Source organism: Dorea sp. AM13-35 (assembly GCF_003473885.1).
Classification (GTDB): Bacteria; Bacillota; Clostridia; order Lachnospirales; family Lachnospiraceae; genus Dorea_D; species Dorea_D hominis.
Window position 1 is genome coordinate 70,130 of the sequence record NZ_QUCZ01000008.1, and the last position, 19,236, is coordinate 89,365.

Consider the following 19,236-nt stretch of genomic DNA (forward strand, 5'->3'; position numbering starts at 1 on the left):
GCTCCTTTATCTTTGATTTTCTATGATTCTCTGCGATAAATGCAGTCCTTCTTTCCACAGACCTCGCAACCTTTCTGATGACAGTTCTCCTGCGTCGTACTAAGACCGATCAAAGCGGTTACTGATTTTGTCGGTGTGAGCATACTGCTTTCTGTCATCGTCAGACCAATCTTCTTCGATGCCTCCATCAATGTTAAAATCTCTCGCTGGTGAAGAATGGAAAAATCACCGTATCCCGGGCTGAATCGCGGGCGCAGATACAAGTCCTGTTTTTCCATCTCTGTGCGTATCTCTTCCTGCCTCTCATCCAAATACTCTTCTAACAGTGCTGCTGCACACGCCTGCATTACAACAGCTTTTGCCATTTCCGTATAAGAATATCTCTTAATGAGATAGTCCACTTCAATCCCCAGTGTCCCGCACAGCAGAACGACCTGACGGCAGCCTTTCAGATTCTTTGAAAGATTCCTGCTATGTATTTCCATCATCTCTATCCGGATCGTATCTGTCTGCTTCCACTGAAGTTCAAATGTACGATATATGCTTCTCGGTTTCGCAGTTTCATCCAGTTCTCTGAACGCATCTGCCACCAATCCAAGCGTCTGTTCATCCGCTTCCTGTCTTCCATATCCAAGATAGCGGATTGCTTCTTTGGTTCTGTTATCCATTCACTATCACACCTATCCGTTTTTTACGATATCAGATAAATTGTGCATAATTGCTGTTGCTACTGCCGGATTATTCATAGAATATACATGCACATGATTGATTCCATTTGCAAACAGATCAATAATCTGATCGGTTGCATATGCAATACCGGCCTGCTGCATTGCTTTCGGATCTTCGCCGAAGCGATCCAGTACATCACGGAATCTCTGTGGCAGCACTGTTCCGGACATCTCACTGATTCTCTTCATCTGGTTGCCTTTTGTTACCGGCATAATTCCCGGCACAACCGGAACCGCAATTCCGATTTCACGGATTCTATATAAGAAATTGTAGAAAATTGTATTATCAAAAAACATCTGTGTTGTAAGGAAATCCACACCGCAGTCTACTTTTTTCTTCAGATTATAAATGTCATCTTTCTTATGTTCTGCTTCCACATGACCTTCCGGATAGCATGCAGCTCCGATGCAGAAATCACCCTTGCTTTTGATCTCTTCAACCAGCTCATATGCATATCTGTAATGATTCGGAAGTGGAAATTCAGATTCCTTCGGAATATCCCCACGGAGTGCCAGAACATTTTCAATATTATTCTTCTTCAACTCGTCAATTACGCGTGCTACATGTTCTTTTGTAGAAGAAACGCATGTCAGATGCGCCAGACTGGTAAGTCCCAAGTCGTCCTTGATATGTGATGCAATATTTACCGTATTCTTGCTGGTTCCTCCACCTGCTCCATAAGTTACACTCATGTAAGATGGTTTTAATGCACCAATCTGATCCGTAGCAGATAATACACTTGCAAATCCGGCATCTGTCTTCGGTGGAAATACTTCAAAAGATATGTGTGGTGTCTTTTCTTTTAAAATGTCTTTAATCTTCATATAATCTCCTTTTCCCTCTATGTAAATATATAATTATTCCTATAAAGGCTTTATTATATACGATAAAACAAATTTGCATAAAATGCAAGAAAAACATCCTTCTTATTCATATTCATTCATATGAACAGAAAGGATGTTTTCTCTTTTTAATACATTATTATATAATATTGTGGTTAGAACTCATTCACTATGATACCTGTGAATGTTTCATGATCTATGTTCCTGCAAACTTCTACATGCTTTCATATAAGTCTTCATACTGTTTTGCAGAATTCTTCCATGAAAAGTCCCGTTTCATGCCACGTTCTACAATCTTATTCCAGTCTCTCTTCTTATCATAATAGATACGCTCTGCATAGCGGATTGTTCCAAGCATCTCATGTGCATTATAATTCATAAAGCTGAATCCAGTTCCTGTCTTTTCATATTCATTATATGCTTCTACAGTATCTTTCAGTCCTCCGGTCTCTCTTACGATCGGAACTGTTCCGTATCTTAAGCTCATAAGCTGACTCAGTCCGCATGGTTCAAAGAGTGACGGCATCAGGAATGCATCACAGGATGCATATACTTTATGCGACATCTCTTCGGAATAATAAATATTCGCAGATACTTTATCCGGATACTTCCATGCAAAATGACGGAACATATTCTCATACTGTTCTTCGCCAGTACCGAGTGCCACGATCTGCACAGCATCCTGACAGAGCTCGTCCATCACATATGCTACCAGGTCAAAGCCTTTCTGGTCAGTCAGTCTGGAAACGATACCGATCATCATCGTCTTATGGTTCTTCTCCAGATTCAGTTCTTCCTGAAGCGCTGTCTTGTTCTTGATTTTCTCTCTCCGGAAATTCGATACATCATAGTTCTTCACAATGCTTGGATCTGTCTTCGGATTATAATCCTCATAATCGATTCCGTTCACAATACCGGACAGACAGTTCGCTCTTGCATTCATCAGACCGTCCAGGCGTTCTCCATAGAATGGCATCTTAATCTCTTCTGCATAAGTATTGCTTACGGTTGTGATCCGATCTGCATAGACAATTCCACCTTTCAGATAATTGGCATCCTCATATGCTTCCAGCTTATCCGGTGCGAAATAATACTGCGGCAGTCCCGTGATGTCACGAATCCGCTTCGTATCCCATGTGCCCTGAAACTTCAGATTGTGAATGGTCATGATTGTCTTGATTCCTCTATACCACTCATTACCATAGCGGAAATTATCAAGGTATACCGGAACGAGTCCTGTCTGCCAGTCATGACAGTGAATGATATCCGGTCTGAAATCAATAAGCGGCAGTGCACTTAAAACTGCTTTTGAGAAGAATGCGAACTTCTCAACATCTGTATAGGTATCTCCATATGGTGCGAAACCATTAAAGTAATATTCGTTATCTATGAAATAAAAAAGGATTCCCTCATATTTCATCTGAAGAATTCCTACATATTGTTTTCTCCAGTTCAGATCCATATAAAAATGTGTGACGTATTCCATCTTCTCTTTCCATGTCTCTTTCATACACATGTACTTCGGTAACATAACACGTACATCATATTTATCTTTATCAAAATACTTTGGCAGTGATCCAACTACATCGGCTAATCCACCTGTCTTGATAAATGGTACTGACTCTGAAGCTACAAATAGTATTTTTTTCATATTGCTTCCCTTCCTCTCGATCCACGATATACAATCATTATATCGTATTTTTGTCAAGAAGAAAAGTGTTATCTGTTCTTATATTCCAATCGAATCGTATCTGCGATCAGTGCTATGAACTCTGAATTTGTCGGTTTCCCCTTTCCAGTACTCACCGTATATCCAAACAGATGATCCAGTGTATCCAGTTTTCCTCTGCTCCATGCGACCTCGATCGCATGTCTGATTGCACGCTCTACGCGGCTTGCTGTTGTCTGATGCATCTTGGCAACTGTCGGATACAGCACTTTTGTGATTGCATTTAGCACATCCATATCTTCCACTGCCATGATGATCGCATCCCTAAGGTAATGATACCCTTTGATATGCGCCGGGATTCCGATTTCATGGATCATATCTGTTACCCGGTTTTCAAGCTGCATCTGCGGCTGTGCCGGAAGCACACCGCCTTCTTTCGCAACCGGCTTTATATTTTTTGTCATATTCTCTCCGGCATTTTTTATCCTTTTTATCACCGTATCGTTGTGGAACGGTTTCAGAATATAATAACTTGCCCCTTTCTTGAAAGCATCTTCCGTGATCCGTTCCTGTCCGATTGCCGTGATCACAATAAAATCCGGATGCTTTCTTAATTCCTGATCATTGTTTACCTGATCCATAACACTTAGTCCATCCATCTTCGGAAGGATCAGATCCAGTAATACTACATCCGGCTGTTTCTGCCTGATCATTTCATAGGCATCTTCTCCATTGTTGGCTTTTCCGACCAGCTTCAATTCCTTATCCGCATCAATCATATCGCCAAGTAAATCCAAAATTCTCTCATTATCATCAGCAATTGCTACGTTTATCTCATTCATTGCTCGAAATGCCCCCTTTCCGTTTGTCACAGGTTCTTTCTTTTTGTTAATTGTCATTATAAAGAGTGCCAAAATGTAAATCAAGAATTTAATGTCGTAAAAATCTGACGGTTTACGACTGCATTTTCCATTCATTTTCCATGTTCTACCGGGAGAGCATATTTTCTATGAAAATTGCGTAACCTTTTGTCGGATTATTAACCAGTACATGTGTCACCGCACCCACAATTTTTCCATTTTGCAGTAATGGACTTCCACTCATTCCCTGGACAATGCCACCTGTCACTTTCAGAAGTTCCGGATCTGTCACTTCCAGAAGTATTCCTTTATTTGCTTCTTTCGCTTTTGTATTGATCTCCAGAATACGCACCTCATACTCTTTGACTTTTCCTTCTACAGCACAGCGGATCTTTGCTTTTCCTTTTCGGATCTCTTCTTTTTTTGCCGTTTCTACCGGCTTCTGTTCCGTAAAAAGCGTATCAATCCGTTCGACTTTTCCAAAAATTCCATTTTCCGTATTCTCACTGATTTTTCCAAGGATATTGTAGTTATTGTAAACAATGATTCCTTCCATGCCGCCGGGTGTTCCGTATTTTCCTTTCTGGATATCGCGAATACTCGTCGCATACACCCTGCCTTCTGAAATACTTAAAAGCTTATTCGTATCTACATCATGAATACCATGACCGAGCGCTCCGAAATGGCTGTCCGCATCCAGGTACGTGATTGTCCCAAGTCCCTGTGCATTATCTCTCACCCAGATTCCGAGCTTGTATTCTTTTTTTACATCCCTGACTGCTTTTGTTTTAATCCGGATATTTTCACGGTTCCGCCGGATTGTAAGGACAACTTCCTCTTCTTTCAGTTTTTTCATCTCTTCGATCAGTTCATTTTTAGTCTTTACTGTTGCATTATTGACTTTCTGGATATAATCTCCTGCCTTTACAAGATGACTGGAGGGATTCTCTTTCACACCGTCCTCACGCTCAATTGCATCTGTTCCAAGCACCATAACACCTTTTGTCTCCAGATAAATACCGATTGGCATCCCGCCAGGTATCACCAGCTTCTTGTCCATCGGACTGGCATTTACCTCCTTTTCAAAATCTTTCTGTCTTAATCGAATATAAGAATAGCTGCCACCTACTGACAATACAAAAACAAGTATTATGATCCACATTTTACGCCACCAGTATTTCCGCATAGTTTTCGCCCTTTCCCATTTATAATAAATCGAGCAGGCTGACTCCTGTCCGATTCGTATATCAGCACTTATCGCCATAATTCATAACATAAATAAAGATGGATATCACAAATGTAATATCCATCTTAGTATATGTTTCTTTTTCAATTCTATGCTTTCATCTGTCTTGCAAGTGTCTTCATTTCTTTCGCATTTTCTCTGACTGCATCTGTAATTTTTGCCCCACCTAAGATTCTTGCCAGTTCTTCCACCGACTCTTCTTCAGTAAGCTCATGGATCCCGGTTGTCGTATCCAGATTGCCGACTGTCTTCTCAATCATGAAATGGTGATCTGCCATCGCTGCTATCTGCGCAAGATGTGTAATACAAATGACCTGATGATTCCTTCCGATCAGTGCCATTTTCTCGGAAACTTTCTGTGCAGTGCGCCCGCTGATTCCCACATCAATCTCATCAAAGATCAATGTCTCTGTGTCATCTTTGTCCGCCAGCACGGTTTTGATCGCCAGCATAATGCGCGACAATTCGCCACCAGATGCAACATTCGTAAGTGGTCTTACCGGCTGTCCCGGATTCATTGAAATCATGAATTCCACTTCATCCATTCCTGCCGGAGTACACGCATCAAGAGTACGAAACTGAATCTCAAATTTTACATCTGCGAAGTTCAGCTCTTTTAGGCTCTTCCTAATAGATTTCTCCAGCGTTTTTGCCTGTTTTCTGCGGATTTCAGACAATTTTCCAGCTGTCTTTTCCATCTTTTCTTTTGCTTTCTGACAGTTTTCATTCAAACTGCGAATGTAATTTTCATAGTCTTCCAACTTCTTTATTTTCTCCTGCTGCTCATCATAATATGACAGAATATCCGAAATCTGACTGCCATATTTTAATTTGAGATGATTGATCTCGTTGAGTCTCTGTTCCGTCTCATAAAGTTCCTCTTCAGAACATTCACAGGAATCCCTGTATTCAGACAAATCTCTGTTGAAATCATTTAACAGACTGTCAATCTCCGACAACTGGTCAAAAAGTCCCTGCACGGTATCATCGTAATCGCGGATTTCTCCAAGTGCACGGATTGCCCGACTTAAGCTTTCGCTTGCATTTCCTTCTTCCTGGCTGGTAAATGCATAGGCCTCTGCCGCCCCGTCTGCGAGCTTCTTACTGTTGACTATAAAACGATAAGCCGTCTCCAGCTCTACATCTTCCCCTTCACGAAGCTCTGCCTTTTCGATCTCTTCCGTTTCAAACTGCAGGAAAGAAAGCTCTTTGGCTCTGGACGCCTCATCCTGATCTGCCTCTTCCAGTTCTTTCATCCAGCTCCGGTACTCCCGGTAGTTTTCAGTTATCTTTTTTTTCAGTTCACTGATTTCATCCTTGGCAAATGCATCCACAATTGCCAGATGATTCTTCTTGTAGAGAAGTGATTGATGCTCGTGCTGTCCGTGAATGTCTATCAGCACCGATGCCACTTCTTTTAAAAGTGTCATCGTCACAGTCTCTCCATTGATCCGGCTTACACTTCTGCCTTCCATCAGACGTCTGGAGAGAACTACCATTCCATCTTCCGGGTAGACATCCAGTTCTTTCAGCCTGTGCAGTTGCTTTGCATTTTCAATCTGAAAATTCAATTCAACAAATCCATATTCTGCTCCTTTGCGGAGCATATCTTTGCTGTATCTGGCTCCAAGCGCCAGATTGACAGATCCTAAAATAATAGATTTACCTGCTCCTGTCTCACCGGTCAGAATATTCAGTCCGTCTTTTAACTCTACTTCGATCTCATCGATCAATGCAAGATTTTTCACATATAAACGTTGTAACATGCAGCCTCCTACAAGACAATTTTTCGAATCTTATCCATCACTTTCACAGTATCTTCCACACTTCTGACTGCACACATGATCGTATCATCCCCCGCAATACTTCCGACAATCTCTGTCCATTTCATTGCATCCAGCGCAGCACATACTGCCATTGCCATTCCTGCAACTGTTTTGATCACAAGAATATTCTGTGCCATGTCCATAGATACATATCCGTCTCTTAAAATACGGATATATTTTTCACTCATGCCATTTTCCGTCCCCTGATGGATTGCATAACACTGCTTTCCATTTTCAGACGGAACTTTTGTCAACTTCAGATCACGGATATCCCGTGATACCGTTGCCTGCGTAACTTTGAATCCTTCCTTATTCAGATGATCTGCAAGTTCTTCCTGCGTCTCGATCTGAAATTTACTAATCAGTTCAATAATTTTCGCATGTCTGTTTACTTTCATGACCATTAATTTCCTTTCATTTTTCTACGCAATGTTTCCAGAAAACTGACTTTATTCAGTCTTAAGATCTCTGTTCTGGTAGCGGATCTGCGGATGGTAATCCGCTCTCCTGTATGCATCATAAGCATCTGGGCTCCGTCAAAAGATACCAGCACTTCCTCTTCTGTACCGTTTCTGCCTTCTCCGATCTCAATCTCAATCTCATCTTCACCGGATAAAATCACACTGCTCGTATTCAGTGCATGCGAACAGATCGGTGTGACTACAAGCAGCGATGCTGTCGGTTCTACGATCGGTCCGCCCGCAGAGAGATTGTATGCGGTAGAGCCGGTCGGTGTCGAGATAATGATTCCGTCCGCTTCATAGCAGTTCAGCAATTCTCCATTTACCCATATACGGAAATGAATGATGCGAATTCCACCGTTTCTTGATACAACAATATCATTCAGTGCAACGTCCTTCACAGACGCTCCGTATACTGCTTCCAGCATCATTCTGGATTCCAGCGTATATTCTCCTCTCAATAGCTTCTCAATGGATTCGTCCAGATCTGTAAGCTCTACTTCTGTCAGATAACCGAGTGTTCCCATATTTACCCCAAGCATCGGAACATCCCTGTCATGCAGAATCCTTGCAGCTTCGATAAAACTGCCATCGCCTCCAATTACGATCACACAGTCAATGCCCTCCGGAATACTCTCTTCAATTATTTTCTTTTCTTCATCTTTACGACAAACCGAACAGGTTTTGCCGTAATCTTCGATTATTTTTTTTATGTGTCTTGTCACAGAATGATCTTTGTCTTTTCCATCATTCGTGACAATGAATATATGTTCCATATCTGTTACCTGTATTATTTGGTCAGGGATTCAAATGCACGCTTTGTTATTGCTTCTATATCGAAATTTTCTGAAATCTCTGCCTGTCCTTTACTTTTTTTCAAGTGTACAAGGTACTCAATATTTCCCTCCGGTCCGCGGATCGGTGAAAATTCTAGTTCCAGTACATCAAAACCGATGGAAACTGCATATGCCGTAACCATCTCAATGACTTCTACATGGGTACTTCGTTCTCTTACGACACCTTTTTTTCCGACTTTCTCTCTTCCTGCCTCGAACTGTGGTTTGATAAGCGCAACAATCTCCCCGTCTTCCGTCAGGTAATTGTAGATCGGAAGAAGCACTTTCGTAAGCGAAATAAATGACACATCAATGGACGAAAACTGTACCGGTTCCCCAATATCTTCCGGTGTCACGTAACGGATATTTGTCTTTTCCATGCAGACAACACGGTCATCCTGTCTTAATTTCCAGTCAAGCTGACCACGTCCGACATCAATCGCAAATACTTTGACTGCACCATTCTGTAGCATACAGTCTGTAAATCCACCTGTTGAAGATCCGACATCCGTGCATGTCTTTCCTTTTACACTAACGTCAAAATTCTTCAGTGCTTTTTCGAGTTTCAATCCGCCGCGGCTGACGTATGGCAGTGTATGTCCGCGCACTTCAATCTTGCTTTCTTCTTTAAATAATGTTCCCGGTTTGTCTTCTTTCTGGTCATCCACATAGACATTACCGGACATGATGATCGCCTTGGCTTTTTCTCTGGACGCCGCCAGATTACGCTTTACAAGCAAGACATCCAAACGTTCTTTCATATCTGTAACTCCTTATATGTTTCCATGATTTTCTCTGTCACTGACTGTGCATCAATACCAGTCTCTTTGCGAAGCACTTCCACACTTCCGTGTTCTACATAATTATCCGGAAGTGCAATCGGCAGAACGTGGCAGGAAAGCTGTTTTCTCGCTGCACATTCCAGCACCTGCATTCCATAGCCGCCAGTTATAACATTTTCTTCCAGTACAACGATCAGTTTGTGATTTTTTGCAAGCCTTGCAATACATTCTTCATCTATCGGCTTTACAAAACGTCCGTTTACGAGCGTGCAGGAATACCCTGCATCTTTGAGATTCTTTCGTACTTTTACCGCTTCTTCAAACATATGTCCCATACTGATGAGTGCGATCCCACTCTCCTCGCAGATCATCTCGCTTTTGCCATATTCGATCGGTGCACGATATTCAACATACTGATCGTACGCTGCACCTCTTGGATAACGGATTGCAACCGGACCGTCAGATTTCAGTGCAAAGCGAAGCATGTCTGCCAGTTCCCATTTATGTTTAGGTGACATCACTGTCATATTCGGAATACTGCTTAAAAATGACAGATCAAAAATTCCCTGATGTGTCTCTCCGTCACTTCCGACCAGTCCTGCTCGGTCAACGGCAAATACAACAGGGAGCTTCTGAAGTCCCACGTCATGGATAATCTGGTCATATGCTCTCTGCAGAAAAGAAGAATAAACCGCCACAACCGGGCGCATGCCTCCCGCTGCAAGTCCTGCCGCAAATGTCACAGCATGCTCTTCTGCAATTCCTACATCAAAAAAGCGATCAGGGAACATACTGTGGAAACGGGACAACCCGGTTCCATCTTCCATTGCAGCTGTAATTGCTGTAATGTCCGGATTCTCTTTTGCTTCTGCACACATAACTTTTCCAAACACATCGGTATAGGTATCCTTTTTCTTCTTCTCTGATACCTCACCTGTCGCAATGTCAAACGGGCTAATGCCGTGGAATTTGCCTGGATGCTCTTCTGCCGGCGTATAACCTTTGCCTTTCTTCGTCAGAACATGGACAAGAACCGGTCCTTCTATTCTCCGTGCTTCGGAAAATACACGGCAAAGCGTAGGAAGATCATGTCCTTTTACCGGTCCGAGATATGTAATTCCCATATCTTCAAAAAACATACCCGGAACGATCAGCTGTTTGATACTGCTCTTCGTCCGGCGGATCTGCTCGATCAGAGAATCCCCGACCTTCGGGATCTTCTCAAGCGTCGTTGTCACGCCTTTCTTCAACCCGGTATAAAAATCTGCTGTCCGGATCTTTGCCAGATATCTGGACATTCCTCCGACATTTTCAGAGATCGACATATGATTGTCATTCAGCACAATAATAAAATTACTGTTCAACTGGGACGCATTATTAAGCGCCTCAAACGCCATTCCACCCGTCATCGAACCGTCACCGATCACGGAAATCACACTATAGTCTTCTCCTTTCAGGTCTCTCGCTCTTACATAGCCAAGGCCTGCTGATATGGACGTAGAGCTGTGTCCGGTATCAAATGCATCACAATCGCTCTCCTTACGCTTCGGGAACCCACTCATGCCGCCGTATTTACGCAGGTTTTCAAAACCATCTTTTCTTCCGGTCAGAATCTTATGGGTATAAGACTGGTGTCCGACATCCCAGATAATCTTATCTTCCGGCATTTGGAATACAAGGTGCATTGCCATTGTAAGCTCTATAACGCCAAGATTCGATGCGAGATGTCCACCTGTCTTGCTGACCGTCTCTACAAGAAATTCACGAATCTCCTCTGCCAGTATCGGGAGTTCCTCTTTTTTTAAATTCTTTATATCATTTGCTTTCTGAATTCGTTCCAACATCACGAACGTCCTCTCTTATTTCACTCTATGGATTAGTTTGATGATCAACTCTTCCAGATAATCATTCTCTCCCGGAAGTTCATGTAAAAGAGCAATTGCTTCTTTTGATCTTTCTTCTACAACTGCTGATGCTTTCTCTATACCATACAGAGTTACATATGTAGTCTTCTCATTCTTCTCATCACTGTGGATTGGCTTTCCAAGCACTTCTTCCGTACTTGTCACATCCAAAATGTCATCCTGCACCTGGAATGCGATACCGATATTCGATGCCATCTGCTCAACTTTTTCAAGCTCCTCATCTGTAGCACCTGCAAGGATCGCTCCAACCATCATAGATGCTTCGATCAGTGCAGACGTCTTCAGTTCATAGATCGTATCCAATACTTCCCTGTCGATCTGTTTTCCGGTCTCTTTTACATCAATGACCTGTCCTCCGATCATTCCATGAATGCCGGCTTTTTCCCCCAACACCTGAAGTGCTTTTCCAATCTTAAGGCTGTCCTGAGGACAAAGCTCAAATGCGTGAAACGCAGTCTCAAATGCATAATTTAAAAGTGCATCTCCCGCAAGGATTCCTATATCTTCGCCATACACAACATGGGTAGTCTTTCTACCTCTTCTGTAATCGTCATTATCCATCGCCGGCAGATCGTCATGCACAAGGGAATACGTGTGAATCATCTCAATTGCTGCCATAAACGGTTCGATCGCTTTCATTGTTCCTCCAAAAAGCCGGAATACTTCCTGCATCATCATCGGACGAAGCCTCTTGCCACCTGCCATCAGACTATATTCCATAGCCTCCGTGATAATCTTCTGATAACCGCTCTGCACCGGCAGATATTTCCGCAGTAATTGTTCTATCTCTATTACCTTTTCCTGTTGTAACTGTGCAAAATTATTGTTCAAACTCATGCGTTTCTCCTTCATTATCCAGCACCAGTATCTTTTTCTCTACTTTATCTATCTTTTCATTACACATCTTAAGTGTATCCACGCCTTTATGATACAGTGCAAAAGCTTCTTCCAAAGAGACCTCACCCTGCTCCATCTCCCGGATCACATCTTCCAGTTGTGTAAATAACTTTTCCAGAGTCTGTTCTTTCTCAGCCATGTCTCTCCTCCTTCGTCTCTTCTGCACATACTTTGATCGTACCATCCGTGACATAGATTGTAAGCTCATCTCCCACGTCTACCTGTCCGATTCTTTTCACTGCTTTTCTGTCTGCTGTTTCTACGTAAGAAAATCCTTGATTCAGCTTTTCAAGCGGAGACAGCTTCTTCATTTTCTCCAGATCAACCGTAAAGCGCATCTTATTCTTCTGCAGACTGTTCTCCATAAGAAGACGCAGTTTCTCTTCGTAATCTACTATGCGTTGTCTGTAATCACGCACCTGATTTTCCGGATGGAGATACATAAGCTTCGTCTGATATTCCCGCAGACGCAGACGCTGCATACGAATCTGCTGTTCCAGAAGTCTTGTAGCTTTCTCACGATATTCAATCATCGTCCGTTCTGTCAAGCGATAGTCATAAACTGCAAGTTCTGCAGCCGCAGACGGTGTCGGTGCCCGAAGATCCGCCACATAATCAGCGATTGTCGTGTCTGTCTCATGTCCGACTGCGGAAATCACAGGTGTCTCACATTCAAAAATCGCTCTTGCAACTGCTTCTTCGTTAAACGCCCACAGATCTTCGATCGATCCGCCTCCACGTCCAACAATCATTACATCTACGCCATATGCATCCAGTGTCTGTATTCCTGTAACAATACTCTGCACTGCACCTTCGCCCTGCACAAGCGCCGGATACAGGATCAGCTGTACAAATGGATTCCGCCGCGAAGAAATATTCATAATATCCCGGATCGCAGCGCCGGTCGGTGCTGTCACAATTCCAACAGTTTTCACAAAAGACGGAATCGTTTTCTTATATTCAGGGGCGAACATCCCCATCTCACCAAGCTCCTGTTTCAGTGCCTGAAAACGTTCATAGAGTACTCCTTCGCCATCCAGACGAATCTCTCTTGCATAAAGCTGGTAAGAACCACTTCTTTCATAAACACTGATTCCGCCAAATACAACAACCTGCTGTCCTTCTCTCATATGAAAAGCGAGCCCGCCTCGCTGCCCGGCAAACATAACGCAGGCAATCGTTCCGGACTCGTCCTTTAACGAAAAATATATATGTCCCGATGTGTGGTATTTACAGTTGGATACTTCGCCTTTTACATAGATACGGTTCAGCATATAATCCTGCGTAAACATATTCTTAATGTATGCATTTACCTGTCTGACCGTATATACGTTCTGTGTCATGCTACACCTCTTCTACGCCTTTGCCAGTTTTGCAAGCACGCCATTTACGAAAGACGGACCTTCGTCACTGCTGTATTTTTTAGCAAGTTCTACTGCCTGATCGATCGCAACACCAACCGGAACCTCATCGTCCCATTTCATCTCATAGACTGCGACACGCAGGATGCTTAAGTCTACTTTGTTCATACGACTTGTCTTCCAGCCTTTCGTATGTGTATTGAGCAGCGCATCAATCTCTTCTCTCTTCTCGGCAATATGTTCTGCTTTCTCACGGATGTACTCCATGTCTCTTTCTTTTACATCATCCAGCTGTTCAAAATAAAGCTGGATCTGCTCCGGAATCTCTTCGCCTTCATTAAAATCCAGTCCGAAAACCATCCGGAAAATGTGTTCTCTTAATTCTGATCTTCTCACTTAGTCTTCCTCCGGTACTTTCACGCCTGCAACGCGAATATTCACATCTGCAACTTCCAGTCCTGTCATGTTCTCGATGGAAGATTTGACCTTCTCCTGTACTTTTACAGAAATGTCTTTGACTCCATATCCGTATAATAAATTGAGTGTCAGGGATACTGTAACAATACCGTCCAGAACATCTACTTTCACACCTTTGGAAAGAGACTTCATTCCAAGCTTACTGATCAGTTCTCTTGTTGCATTGCCTGCCATAGAAGCAACACCCTCTACTTCCATCGCAGCCAGTCCTGCGATGATTGCAACAACTTCATCTGCAATCTTCACTTCTCCGATGTTGGCGTCATTTTTTATTGTATAAGCATTTCTTTCTTCTTTTCCCATTTCAGAAACCTCCTGTCTGGTTTATTCGTTCTTATCATTATAACAAATTTCTATTCTTTTGCAAATAGCCAGCACAAAAAACTTCCATCTGCCGACTTCCTTTTCTCACAATCTCCCGGATTAAGATCTTCCAAACTCCTCCAGTATCAGTCCGTCGTTTCTTTCCTGTGTCATACGGATGCTCCACTCATTTACAAACAGAAGCAGCGGTCTTCCTTTGAGATCCTTGATCTTCTTCATATCCGATGTTCCGGAAAGTTTGTCCATATCCACTTCCTCATTGCCGATCCAGCGAATGTATTCATATGGAAGACTGTCCATACGGATCTCTACGTTATATTCATTCTCCAGACGATATTTTAATACGTCAAACTGCAGAACACCGACAACGCCGACGATAATCTCTTCCATGCCTGTATTGTATTCCTGGAAGATCTGAATCGCACCTTCCTGCGCAATCTGGTTGACCCCCTTGATAAACTGTTTTCTCTTCATCGTATCTACCTGACGGACTCTTGCAAAATGCTCCGGTGCAAATGTCGGGATACCTTCATATGCATACCTCTTTGCTGAAGTCGTCAGTGTATCACCGATTGAGAAAATGCCCGGATCAAACACACCGATAATGTCTCCGCCATAAGCTTCCTGCACCAGATGTCTCTCGCTAGCCATCATCTGCTGTGGCTGCGACAGACGTACCTTCTTGCCGCCCTGAATATGGAACACATCCATTCCTGCCTCGAATTTACCGGAACAGATACGCATAAATGCGATACGGTCTCGGTGCGCCTTGTTCATATTTGCCTGAATTTTAAATACAAATGCTGAGAAATCTTCTTCCTCCATCGGATCAATGAGACCTGCATCTGATTTTCTCGGAAGCGGTGAAGTTGTCATTGCAAGGAAATGCTGAAGGAATGTCTCTACACCGAAGTTCGTAAGTGCAGATCCGAAAAATACCGGTGAAAGTTCTCCCTTGCTGACCAGCTCTTGATCGAACTCGGCTCCTGCACCGTCCTGCAGTTCAATCTCTTCTTCTAACTGGCTCTTCTGATCCGCTGTAATAAGATCTGCAATCTCTGGATCGTCAATGTCGATCTTGCGCACCTCACCTTGTGTTGTTCCTTTTCTTGTATCTGAGAACAGCTCGACTTTCTTTGTATTTCTGTCATAGACACCGCGGAACTCCTTACCGGAACCGATTGGCCAGTTTACCGGACAGGTTGCGATTCCCAGCTCGTTCTCGATATCATCTAATAATTCAAATGTATCCATCGCTTCGCGGTCCATCTTATTGATAAAAGTAAAAATCGGGATATGACGCATCGTACATACTTTGAACAGTTTTCTTGTCTGCGCCTCTACACCTTTGGATGCATCAATGACCATTACAGCTGAGTCTGCCGCCATCAGAGTACGGTAGGTATCCTCCGAGAAATCCTGATGTCCCGGTGTATCCAGGATGTTGATACAGAATCCATCATAATTAAACTGTAATACCGATGAAGTTACAGAAATACCTCTTTCCTTCTCAATCTCCATCCAGTCTGATACTGCATGCTTTGCTGTTGCCTTTCCCTTGACACTTCCTGCCTGGTTAATGGCTCCTCCGTAAAGCAGGAACTTCTCTGTTAAAGTTGTCTTACCTGCATCGGGATGGGAAATAATTGCAAACGTTCTTCGTTTTTTAATCTCATTTGTTATTTCATTTGTTATCTCTGACATATATTCCAACACTCCTACATTAGTATATCCGTTTATAGACACTGTTAGTCAGTATAACATATCCTCTGCAAATGCTCAAACAAAAATCCCGCTGCTGCGGGATTTTCCATATATTTTATTCTATTTTTTACTGCCTGCCGGTGTGATCACAATATTTTCAGCTGCCATTCCGGTCTTCCTTATAACAATGTCTTCAATTTGTGCCCGGTTTGCTTCACTTAATTCTTTGGCATTTACCACAACATCTGCGGATTCTTCGGAAAGACTGACTACACTGTCTGTAAATCCTTTGGCAGAAAGCATCGTCTCCGCAGCTGCCTCTTTTTCTGCAATTTTTGTAAGCTCAACCATTTCATTTACCGCTTTTTTCTTCTGCTCTCCTGTCAGTTGTTTATTGTCTATGATTTCCTGCAGGGACTCTTTATTTTTAGCCCGCACCTGTTCTCTTGTGATCTTTGCCTGTGATACGATGGATGTGGCATCTCCTCCTGTCAGTACCGCCTCGCCCGGCGTACTCGTCTGCGCTTCATTATCCCCGTCCTGACTCTTAATATCCGAGGATGCACTCTGACTGTCCTCCTGTGAAATATCCAGAAGTTCCTGACTTGCCACTTCACTTCCTGTCTCACTGGATTTTTCCTTATCCGGGAACAGGCGTCCGGAATAATTCAAATATCCTGCTGCCGCTATCATCACCGCCAACGCTGCAATGATCACCTGATTTTTCTTAAACACTCGTTTCACGTTCTCTCCTCCTGCCTTTTATGGTTTCTGATTCTTTTTCATTATTCTAATCTTATGCGTGTCTATTCCAAATAATGCCTGCACCGCTTCCGTAATATGTTTAGCTACTTCAGGATTATCACCCCTTGTGGCAAGCACGACAACACCTTCAACCTGCGGTGTCAGTTCTTTCGTTACATATGGGCTGTCTCCATTACTGTTTTGCTTTTTATATACCGTTTCTTCAGACAGGGAATCTTTATCTGTCGTACGCTCTCCGCCCTGATGATCGGACTCTTTTACCTGCTCACTCTGAGTGTCACGATCTTTCTCTATCACTTTTTCCGCTGTTGATGCAAGTGTCAGCATCACTTTCACTTCTCCGGCGCCATCCATCTGCGACAACATTTCTTCCAGTTCCTGTTCCATCTCTTTTGTATAACTTTCACGGTCTGTTATCACGCTCTGCCCGGTTCTGCTTCCGACAGTTTTCCTATTTTCTTTTTCCTTACCGGCAGGCAATGTAATAACTAATAAGAGTACTCCGGTAAGAAACAGGATCAGAAGCTGGTCCTTCTTCAGTTTTTCCCCTTTCCACAGCAATTCTTTTAACATCTTAAGGCTGAACTTCAATCTCTTTCACCTCTATTTTTTTCTGCTCATCCTGCGCTTTCCCGTTTTCTACTGCATCTGCTGTTTCCGTCATCTGCTTCCGGACTTTTGTTTCTGTCTTCTGAAGCTTATCCTGAAACTCCTGCCAGTCTGCATCCTGCAAAATCTCTGTCTTCAAGTCGCCTGCGTGCACCGTCTTAAGGACCGGGGTAAGAAGCAGTGCAATCAACACAAGTCCTGTAAAAAAACGGATATATTTCCGGTAATCGCTGTCCGGAAGCATTTGTAAAAGAGCCGTTACAAGAACCAGATAAAAGCTTAAGTTCTTCACCCATTCATAGATTTTGTCGATCATTTCCCCTCCTATTCTCCGGTTGTAGCTGCGACCACAACAATTGTCAGAAGAAATAAAAGCCCTGTTGTAAACAGCACACGCATAAAAAGCCGTAGTCCGTCTCCCACACTTTCAATACAGCCAATCACACGCTCATCGGAAACCGGCTGCAGAAGAGCCGCCGTGAATTTATAAAGTAGCACGACCAGCCCGACTTCTACGAGCGGAACCAAACATAAGAGTACCGCAAACAGTGCGCCCACGACTCCAATTCCATTTTTGACCAGTACGAGTGTACCAATCGTCACTTCCGCAGCGCCGCCCAGAAGATCCCCCACACCCGGTATGGCTTCCATTCCTCTTGTCACAAGACTCTGCTTCACATCATCGACGGACGGACCGATCAGTCCCTGCACCAGATTCCATCCGACTACAGCAGCCAACATTGTCCGGAGCGTCCAGGAAACAAGCATTTCCAGAAAGCCGGCAAATTTGCTCAGATAATCTTCTTTCGAAAGATAATTGAGCAGTCTCAATATCATGTAAATATGGATCATCGGCAGCAGGATCTTGGCAATTACAAGTTCTACCAGATAAATAATAAAAAGCACAAGCTGATAAAATGCGATCGCTGTTACACTGCCTTTCGCAATCGCTACAGCAAGAAAATACAGCGGGCAAAATACACCCATAAATGCAGTCAGTCCTTCTACACCGGTGCTTACCCATTCCGTTACCGCAAGAAATACTTTCAGACACAATGCGATCAGCAAAAGATACAGAACATAGAAGCCGGTTTCTGAGAGCTGGCCGCTTTCAAACACCTGTGAAAAATTATGAAACAATGCCGCCAGAAATGCCAGAAATACAATCGGAATCAGATATTTTCTTCCGCTTTCCACAGCCTGAAAAAGCTTGTCTCTTAACATTTTTCCTGCCTGGCTTAAAAATTCTTCATAATCCCCTTCTGTAATTTTCCGGAGCATCTCTTCTAAATTATAATTCTTTTCCGGAAACATCTGATCTATGTAGTTCTGCATCTCATCAAAGGAAAACTGCTGTATCCATTTTTCTGTCTCTGTCTGTGCATCTTCTGATATTCCTGTTTCATATGCCGGTTCTGCTGCATACACATATTCCATCTGAAAACCTGCCGGAAATCCAGTCAGCAGTATAAACAGGATTGTAAGTCCAGGTACTATTTTCCCACAGCGCATCTTTTTCTGTTTAACCTTTCTTCTCATGACAACACCTTCCGGATCGTGTCCAGAATCGCAAGAAGCACCGGAAAACTAAGCACCATGATTGCAAGTTTCCCGAAAATCTCAATCTGTCTTGCAATCGTCTGATATCCCGCATCTTTGCAAATATTCGATGCAAATTCTGCCACATAAGTAATTCCAAGCATTTTGAACAATGTTCCCATATACATATCATCAACCGATATATATGTACCGATTTTTCGTATTACTTCCGCGATTGTTTCTATTTTCTCGAGTACAGAAAAGAAAATAAGAAGACTCAGCGCTATGCTGATATAGATTCCATACTCCGGTTTCTGCGCTTTAAACTGCACAGCAAGAAGCATACCTGCAACAGCAGCTGCGCAAATCTGTATGATACTCATA

General features: G+C 43.0%; 21 protein-coding genes. All 21 read right to left on the reverse strand.

From position 1 onward, the window contains the following. Window positions 1–20: 20 nt before the first annotated feature. Window positions 21–668, reverse strand: coding sequence for a vitamin B12 dependent-methionine synthase activation domain-containing protein (locus tag DW152_RS09935; protein ID WP_118288541.1), 648 nt, complete (start codon window positions 666–668; stop codon window positions 21–23). Window positions 669–680: 12 nt separating this feature from the next. Next, entirely contained in the window at window positions 681–1,553 is an 873-nt protein-coding gene (metF, locus tag DW152_RS09940; protein ID WP_118288542.1) for a methylenetetrahydrofolate reductase [NAD(P)H], read from the reverse strand. A 232-nt stretch (window positions 1,554–1,785) separates the two neighbouring features. Next, window positions 1,786–3,222, reverse strand: coding sequence for a glycogen synthase GlgA (glgA, locus tag DW152_RS09945; protein WP_021859971.1), 1,437 nt, complete (start codon window positions 3,220–3,222; stop codon window positions 1,786–1,788). A gap of 68 nt (window positions 3,223–3,290) precedes the next feature. Next, entirely contained in the window at window positions 3,291–4,082 is a 792-nt protein-coding gene (spo0A, locus tag DW152_RS09950; RefSeq protein WP_021859972.1) for a sporulation transcription factor Spo0A, read from the reverse strand. A 145-nt stretch (window positions 4,083–4,227) separates the two neighbouring features. Continuing rightward, entirely contained in the window at window positions 4,228–5,286 is a 1,059-nt protein-coding gene (gene spoIVB, locus DW152_RS09955) for a SpoIVB peptidase (protein ID WP_117537289.1), read from the reverse strand. Window positions 5,287–5,435: 149 nt separating this feature from the next. Next, window positions 5,436–7,112: a DNA repair protein RecN gene (gene recN, locus DW152_RS09960; RefSeq protein ID WP_118288543.1), complete on the reverse strand. Its 1,677-nt coding sequence runs from the start codon at window positions 7,110–7,112 to the stop codon at window positions 5,436–5,438. A gap of 8 nt (window positions 7,113–7,120) precedes the next feature. Next, entirely contained in the window at window positions 7,121–7,570 is a 450-nt protein-coding gene (gene argR / locus DW152_RS09965; RefSeq protein WP_117537290.1) for an arginine repressor, read from the reverse strand. Window positions 7,571–7,575: 5 nt separating this feature from the next. Continuing rightward, a complete protein-coding gene (locus tag DW152_RS09970) occupies window positions 7,576–8,409 on the reverse strand; it encodes an NAD(+)/NADH kinase (protein WP_118288544.1) in 834 nt (277 codons plus the stop codon). A 14-nt stretch (window positions 8,410–8,423) separates the two neighbouring features. After that, complete coding sequence (locus tag DW152_RS09975) at window positions 8,424–9,230, reverse strand: TlyA family RNA methyltransferase (protein ID WP_021859977.1); 807 nt, start codon at window positions 9,228–9,230, stop codon at window positions 8,424–8,426. Then, window positions 9,227–11,095, reverse strand: coding sequence for a 1-deoxy-D-xylulose-5-phosphate synthase (gene dxs, locus DW152_RS09980; RefSeq protein ID WP_021859978.1), 1,869 nt, complete (start codon window positions 11,093–11,095; stop codon window positions 9,227–9,229). The genes DW152_RS09975 and dxs overlap by 4 nt, the downstream gene beginning before the upstream one ends. A gap of 15 nt (window positions 11,096–11,110) precedes the next feature. Beyond that, a complete protein-coding gene (locus tag DW152_RS09985) occupies window positions 11,111–12,013 on the reverse strand; it encodes a polyprenyl synthetase family protein (RefSeq protein ID WP_021859979.1) in 903 nt (300 codons plus the stop codon). Beyond that, window positions 11,997–12,212: an exodeoxyribonuclease VII small subunit gene (xseB, locus tag DW152_RS09990; RefSeq protein ID WP_021859980.1), complete on the reverse strand. Its 216-nt coding sequence runs from the start codon at window positions 12,210–12,212 to the stop codon at window positions 11,997–11,999. Before xseB ends, DW152_RS09985 begins: the two co-directional genes overlap by 17 nt. Beyond that, complete coding sequence (gene xseA / locus DW152_RS09995; RefSeq protein WP_117537291.1) at window positions 12,205–13,416, reverse strand: exodeoxyribonuclease VII large subunit; 1,212 nt, start codon at window positions 13,414–13,416, stop codon at window positions 12,205–12,207. The genes xseB and xseA overlap by 8 nt, the downstream gene beginning before the upstream one ends. Window positions 13,417–13,428: 12 nt before the next feature. Beyond that, a complete protein-coding gene (nusB, locus tag DW152_RS10000; protein WP_021859982.1) occupies window positions 13,429–13,830 on the reverse strand; it encodes a transcription antitermination factor NusB in 402 nt (133 codons plus the stop codon). Next, on the reverse strand, window positions 13,831–14,214 hold the full coding sequence (locus DW152_RS10005) for an Asp23/Gls24 family envelope stress response protein (protein ID WP_117537292.1): 384 nt from the start codon (window positions 14,212–14,214) through the stop codon (window positions 13,831–13,833). 120 nt (window positions 14,215–14,334) lie between these two features. Beyond that, a complete protein-coding gene (locus tag DW152_RS10010; protein WP_021859984.1) occupies window positions 14,335–15,939 on the reverse strand; it encodes a peptide chain release factor 3 in 1,605 nt (534 codons plus the stop codon). A 120-nt stretch (window positions 15,940–16,059) separates the two neighbouring features. Next, complete coding sequence (locus DW152_RS10015; protein ID WP_021859985.1) at window positions 16,060–16,683, reverse strand: SpoIIIAH-like family protein; 624 nt, start codon at window positions 16,681–16,683, stop codon at window positions 16,060–16,062. An 18-nt stretch (window positions 16,684–16,701) separates the two neighbouring features. Beyond that, entirely contained in the window at window positions 16,702–17,295 is a 594-nt protein-coding gene (locus DW152_RS10020) for a stage III sporulation protein AG (RefSeq protein WP_243059909.1), read from the reverse strand. Continuing rightward, on the reverse strand, window positions 17,279–17,629 hold the full coding sequence (locus DW152_RS10025; RefSeq protein WP_021859987.1) for a stage III sporulation protein AF: 351 nt from the start codon (window positions 17,627–17,629) through the stop codon (window positions 17,279–17,281). Before DW152_RS10025 ends, DW152_RS10020 begins: the two co-directional genes overlap by 17 nt. Before the next feature lie 8 nt (window positions 17,630–17,637). Beyond that, complete coding sequence (locus tag DW152_RS10030) at window positions 17,638–18,852, reverse strand: stage III sporulation protein AE (RefSeq protein ID WP_118288546.1); 1,215 nt, start codon at window positions 18,850–18,852, stop codon at window positions 17,638–17,640. Continuing rightward, on the reverse strand, window positions 18,849–19,235 hold the full coding sequence (gene spoIIIAD / locus DW152_RS10035) for a stage III sporulation protein AD (RefSeq protein WP_021859989.1): 387 nt from the start codon (window positions 19,233–19,235) through the stop codon (window positions 18,849–18,851). The genes DW152_RS10030 and spoIIIAD overlap by 4 nt, the downstream gene beginning before the upstream one ends. Window position 19,236: the final 1 nt, after the last annotated feature.

Coding starts and splice junctions, on each gene's coding strand:
- spoIIIAD (WP_021859989.1), bottom strand. CDS start 19,235: ATGAGTATCATACAGATTTGCGCAGCTGCTGTTGCAGGTATGCTTCTT.
- argR (WP_117537290.1), bottom strand. CDS start 7,570: ATGAAAGTAAACAGACATGCGAAAATTATTGAACTGATTAGTAAATTT.
- spoIVB (WP_117537289.1), bottom strand. CDS start 5,286: ATGCGGAAATACTGGTGGCGTAAAATGTGGATCATAATACTTGTTTTT.
- DW152_RS09985 (WP_021859979.1), bottom strand. CDS start 12,013: ATGAGTTTGAACAATAATTTTGCACAGTTACAACAGGAAAAGGTAATA.
- xseB (WP_021859980.1), bottom strand. CDS start 12,212: ATGGCTGAGAAAGAACAGACTCTGGAAAAGTTATTTACACAACTGGAA.
- metF (WP_118288542.1), bottom strand. CDS start 1,553: ATGAAGATTAAAGACATTTTAAAAGAAAAGACACCACACATATCTTTT.
- DW152_RS10010 (WP_021859984.1), bottom strand. CDS start 15,939: ATGTCAGAGATAACAAATGAAATAACAAATGAGATTAAAAAACGAAGA.
- xseA (WP_117537291.1), bottom strand. CDS start 13,416: ATGACACAGAACGTATATACGGTCAGACAGGTAAATGCATACATTAAG.
- DW152_RS10025 (WP_021859987.1), bottom strand. CDS start 17,629: ATGATCGACAAAATCTATGAATGGGTGAAGAACTTAAGCTTTTATCTG.
- spo0A (WP_021859972.1), bottom strand. CDS start 4,082: ATGAATGAGATAAACGTAGCAATTGCTGATGATAATGAGAGAATTTTG.
- dxs (WP_021859978.1), bottom strand. CDS start 11,095: ATGTTGGAACGAATTCAGAAAGCAAATGATATAAAGAATTTAAAAAAA.
- DW152_RS09970 (WP_118288544.1), bottom strand. CDS start 8,409: ATGGAACATATATTCATTGTCACGAATGATGGAAAAGACAAAGATCAT.
- DW152_RS09935 (WP_118288541.1), bottom strand. CDS start 668: ATGGATAACAGAACCAAAGAAGCAATCCGCTATCTTGGATATGGAAGA.
- recN (WP_118288543.1), bottom strand. CDS start 7,112: ATGTTACAACGTTTATATGTGAAAAATCTTGCATTGATCGATGAGATC.
- DW152_RS10030 (WP_118288546.1), bottom strand. CDS start 18,852: ATGAGAAGAAAGGTTAAACAGAAAAAGATGCGCTGTGGGAAAATAGTA.
- DW152_RS09975 (WP_021859977.1), bottom strand. CDS start 9,230: ATGAAAGAACGTTTGGATGTCTTGCTTGTAAAGCGTAATCTGGCGGCG.
- DW152_RS10005 (WP_117537292.1), bottom strand. CDS start 14,214: ATGGGAAAAGAAGAAAGAAATGCTTATACAATAAAAAATGACGCCAAC.
- glgA (WP_021859971.1), bottom strand. CDS start 3,222: ATGAAAAAAATACTATTTGTAGCTTCAGAGTCAGTACCATTTATCAAG.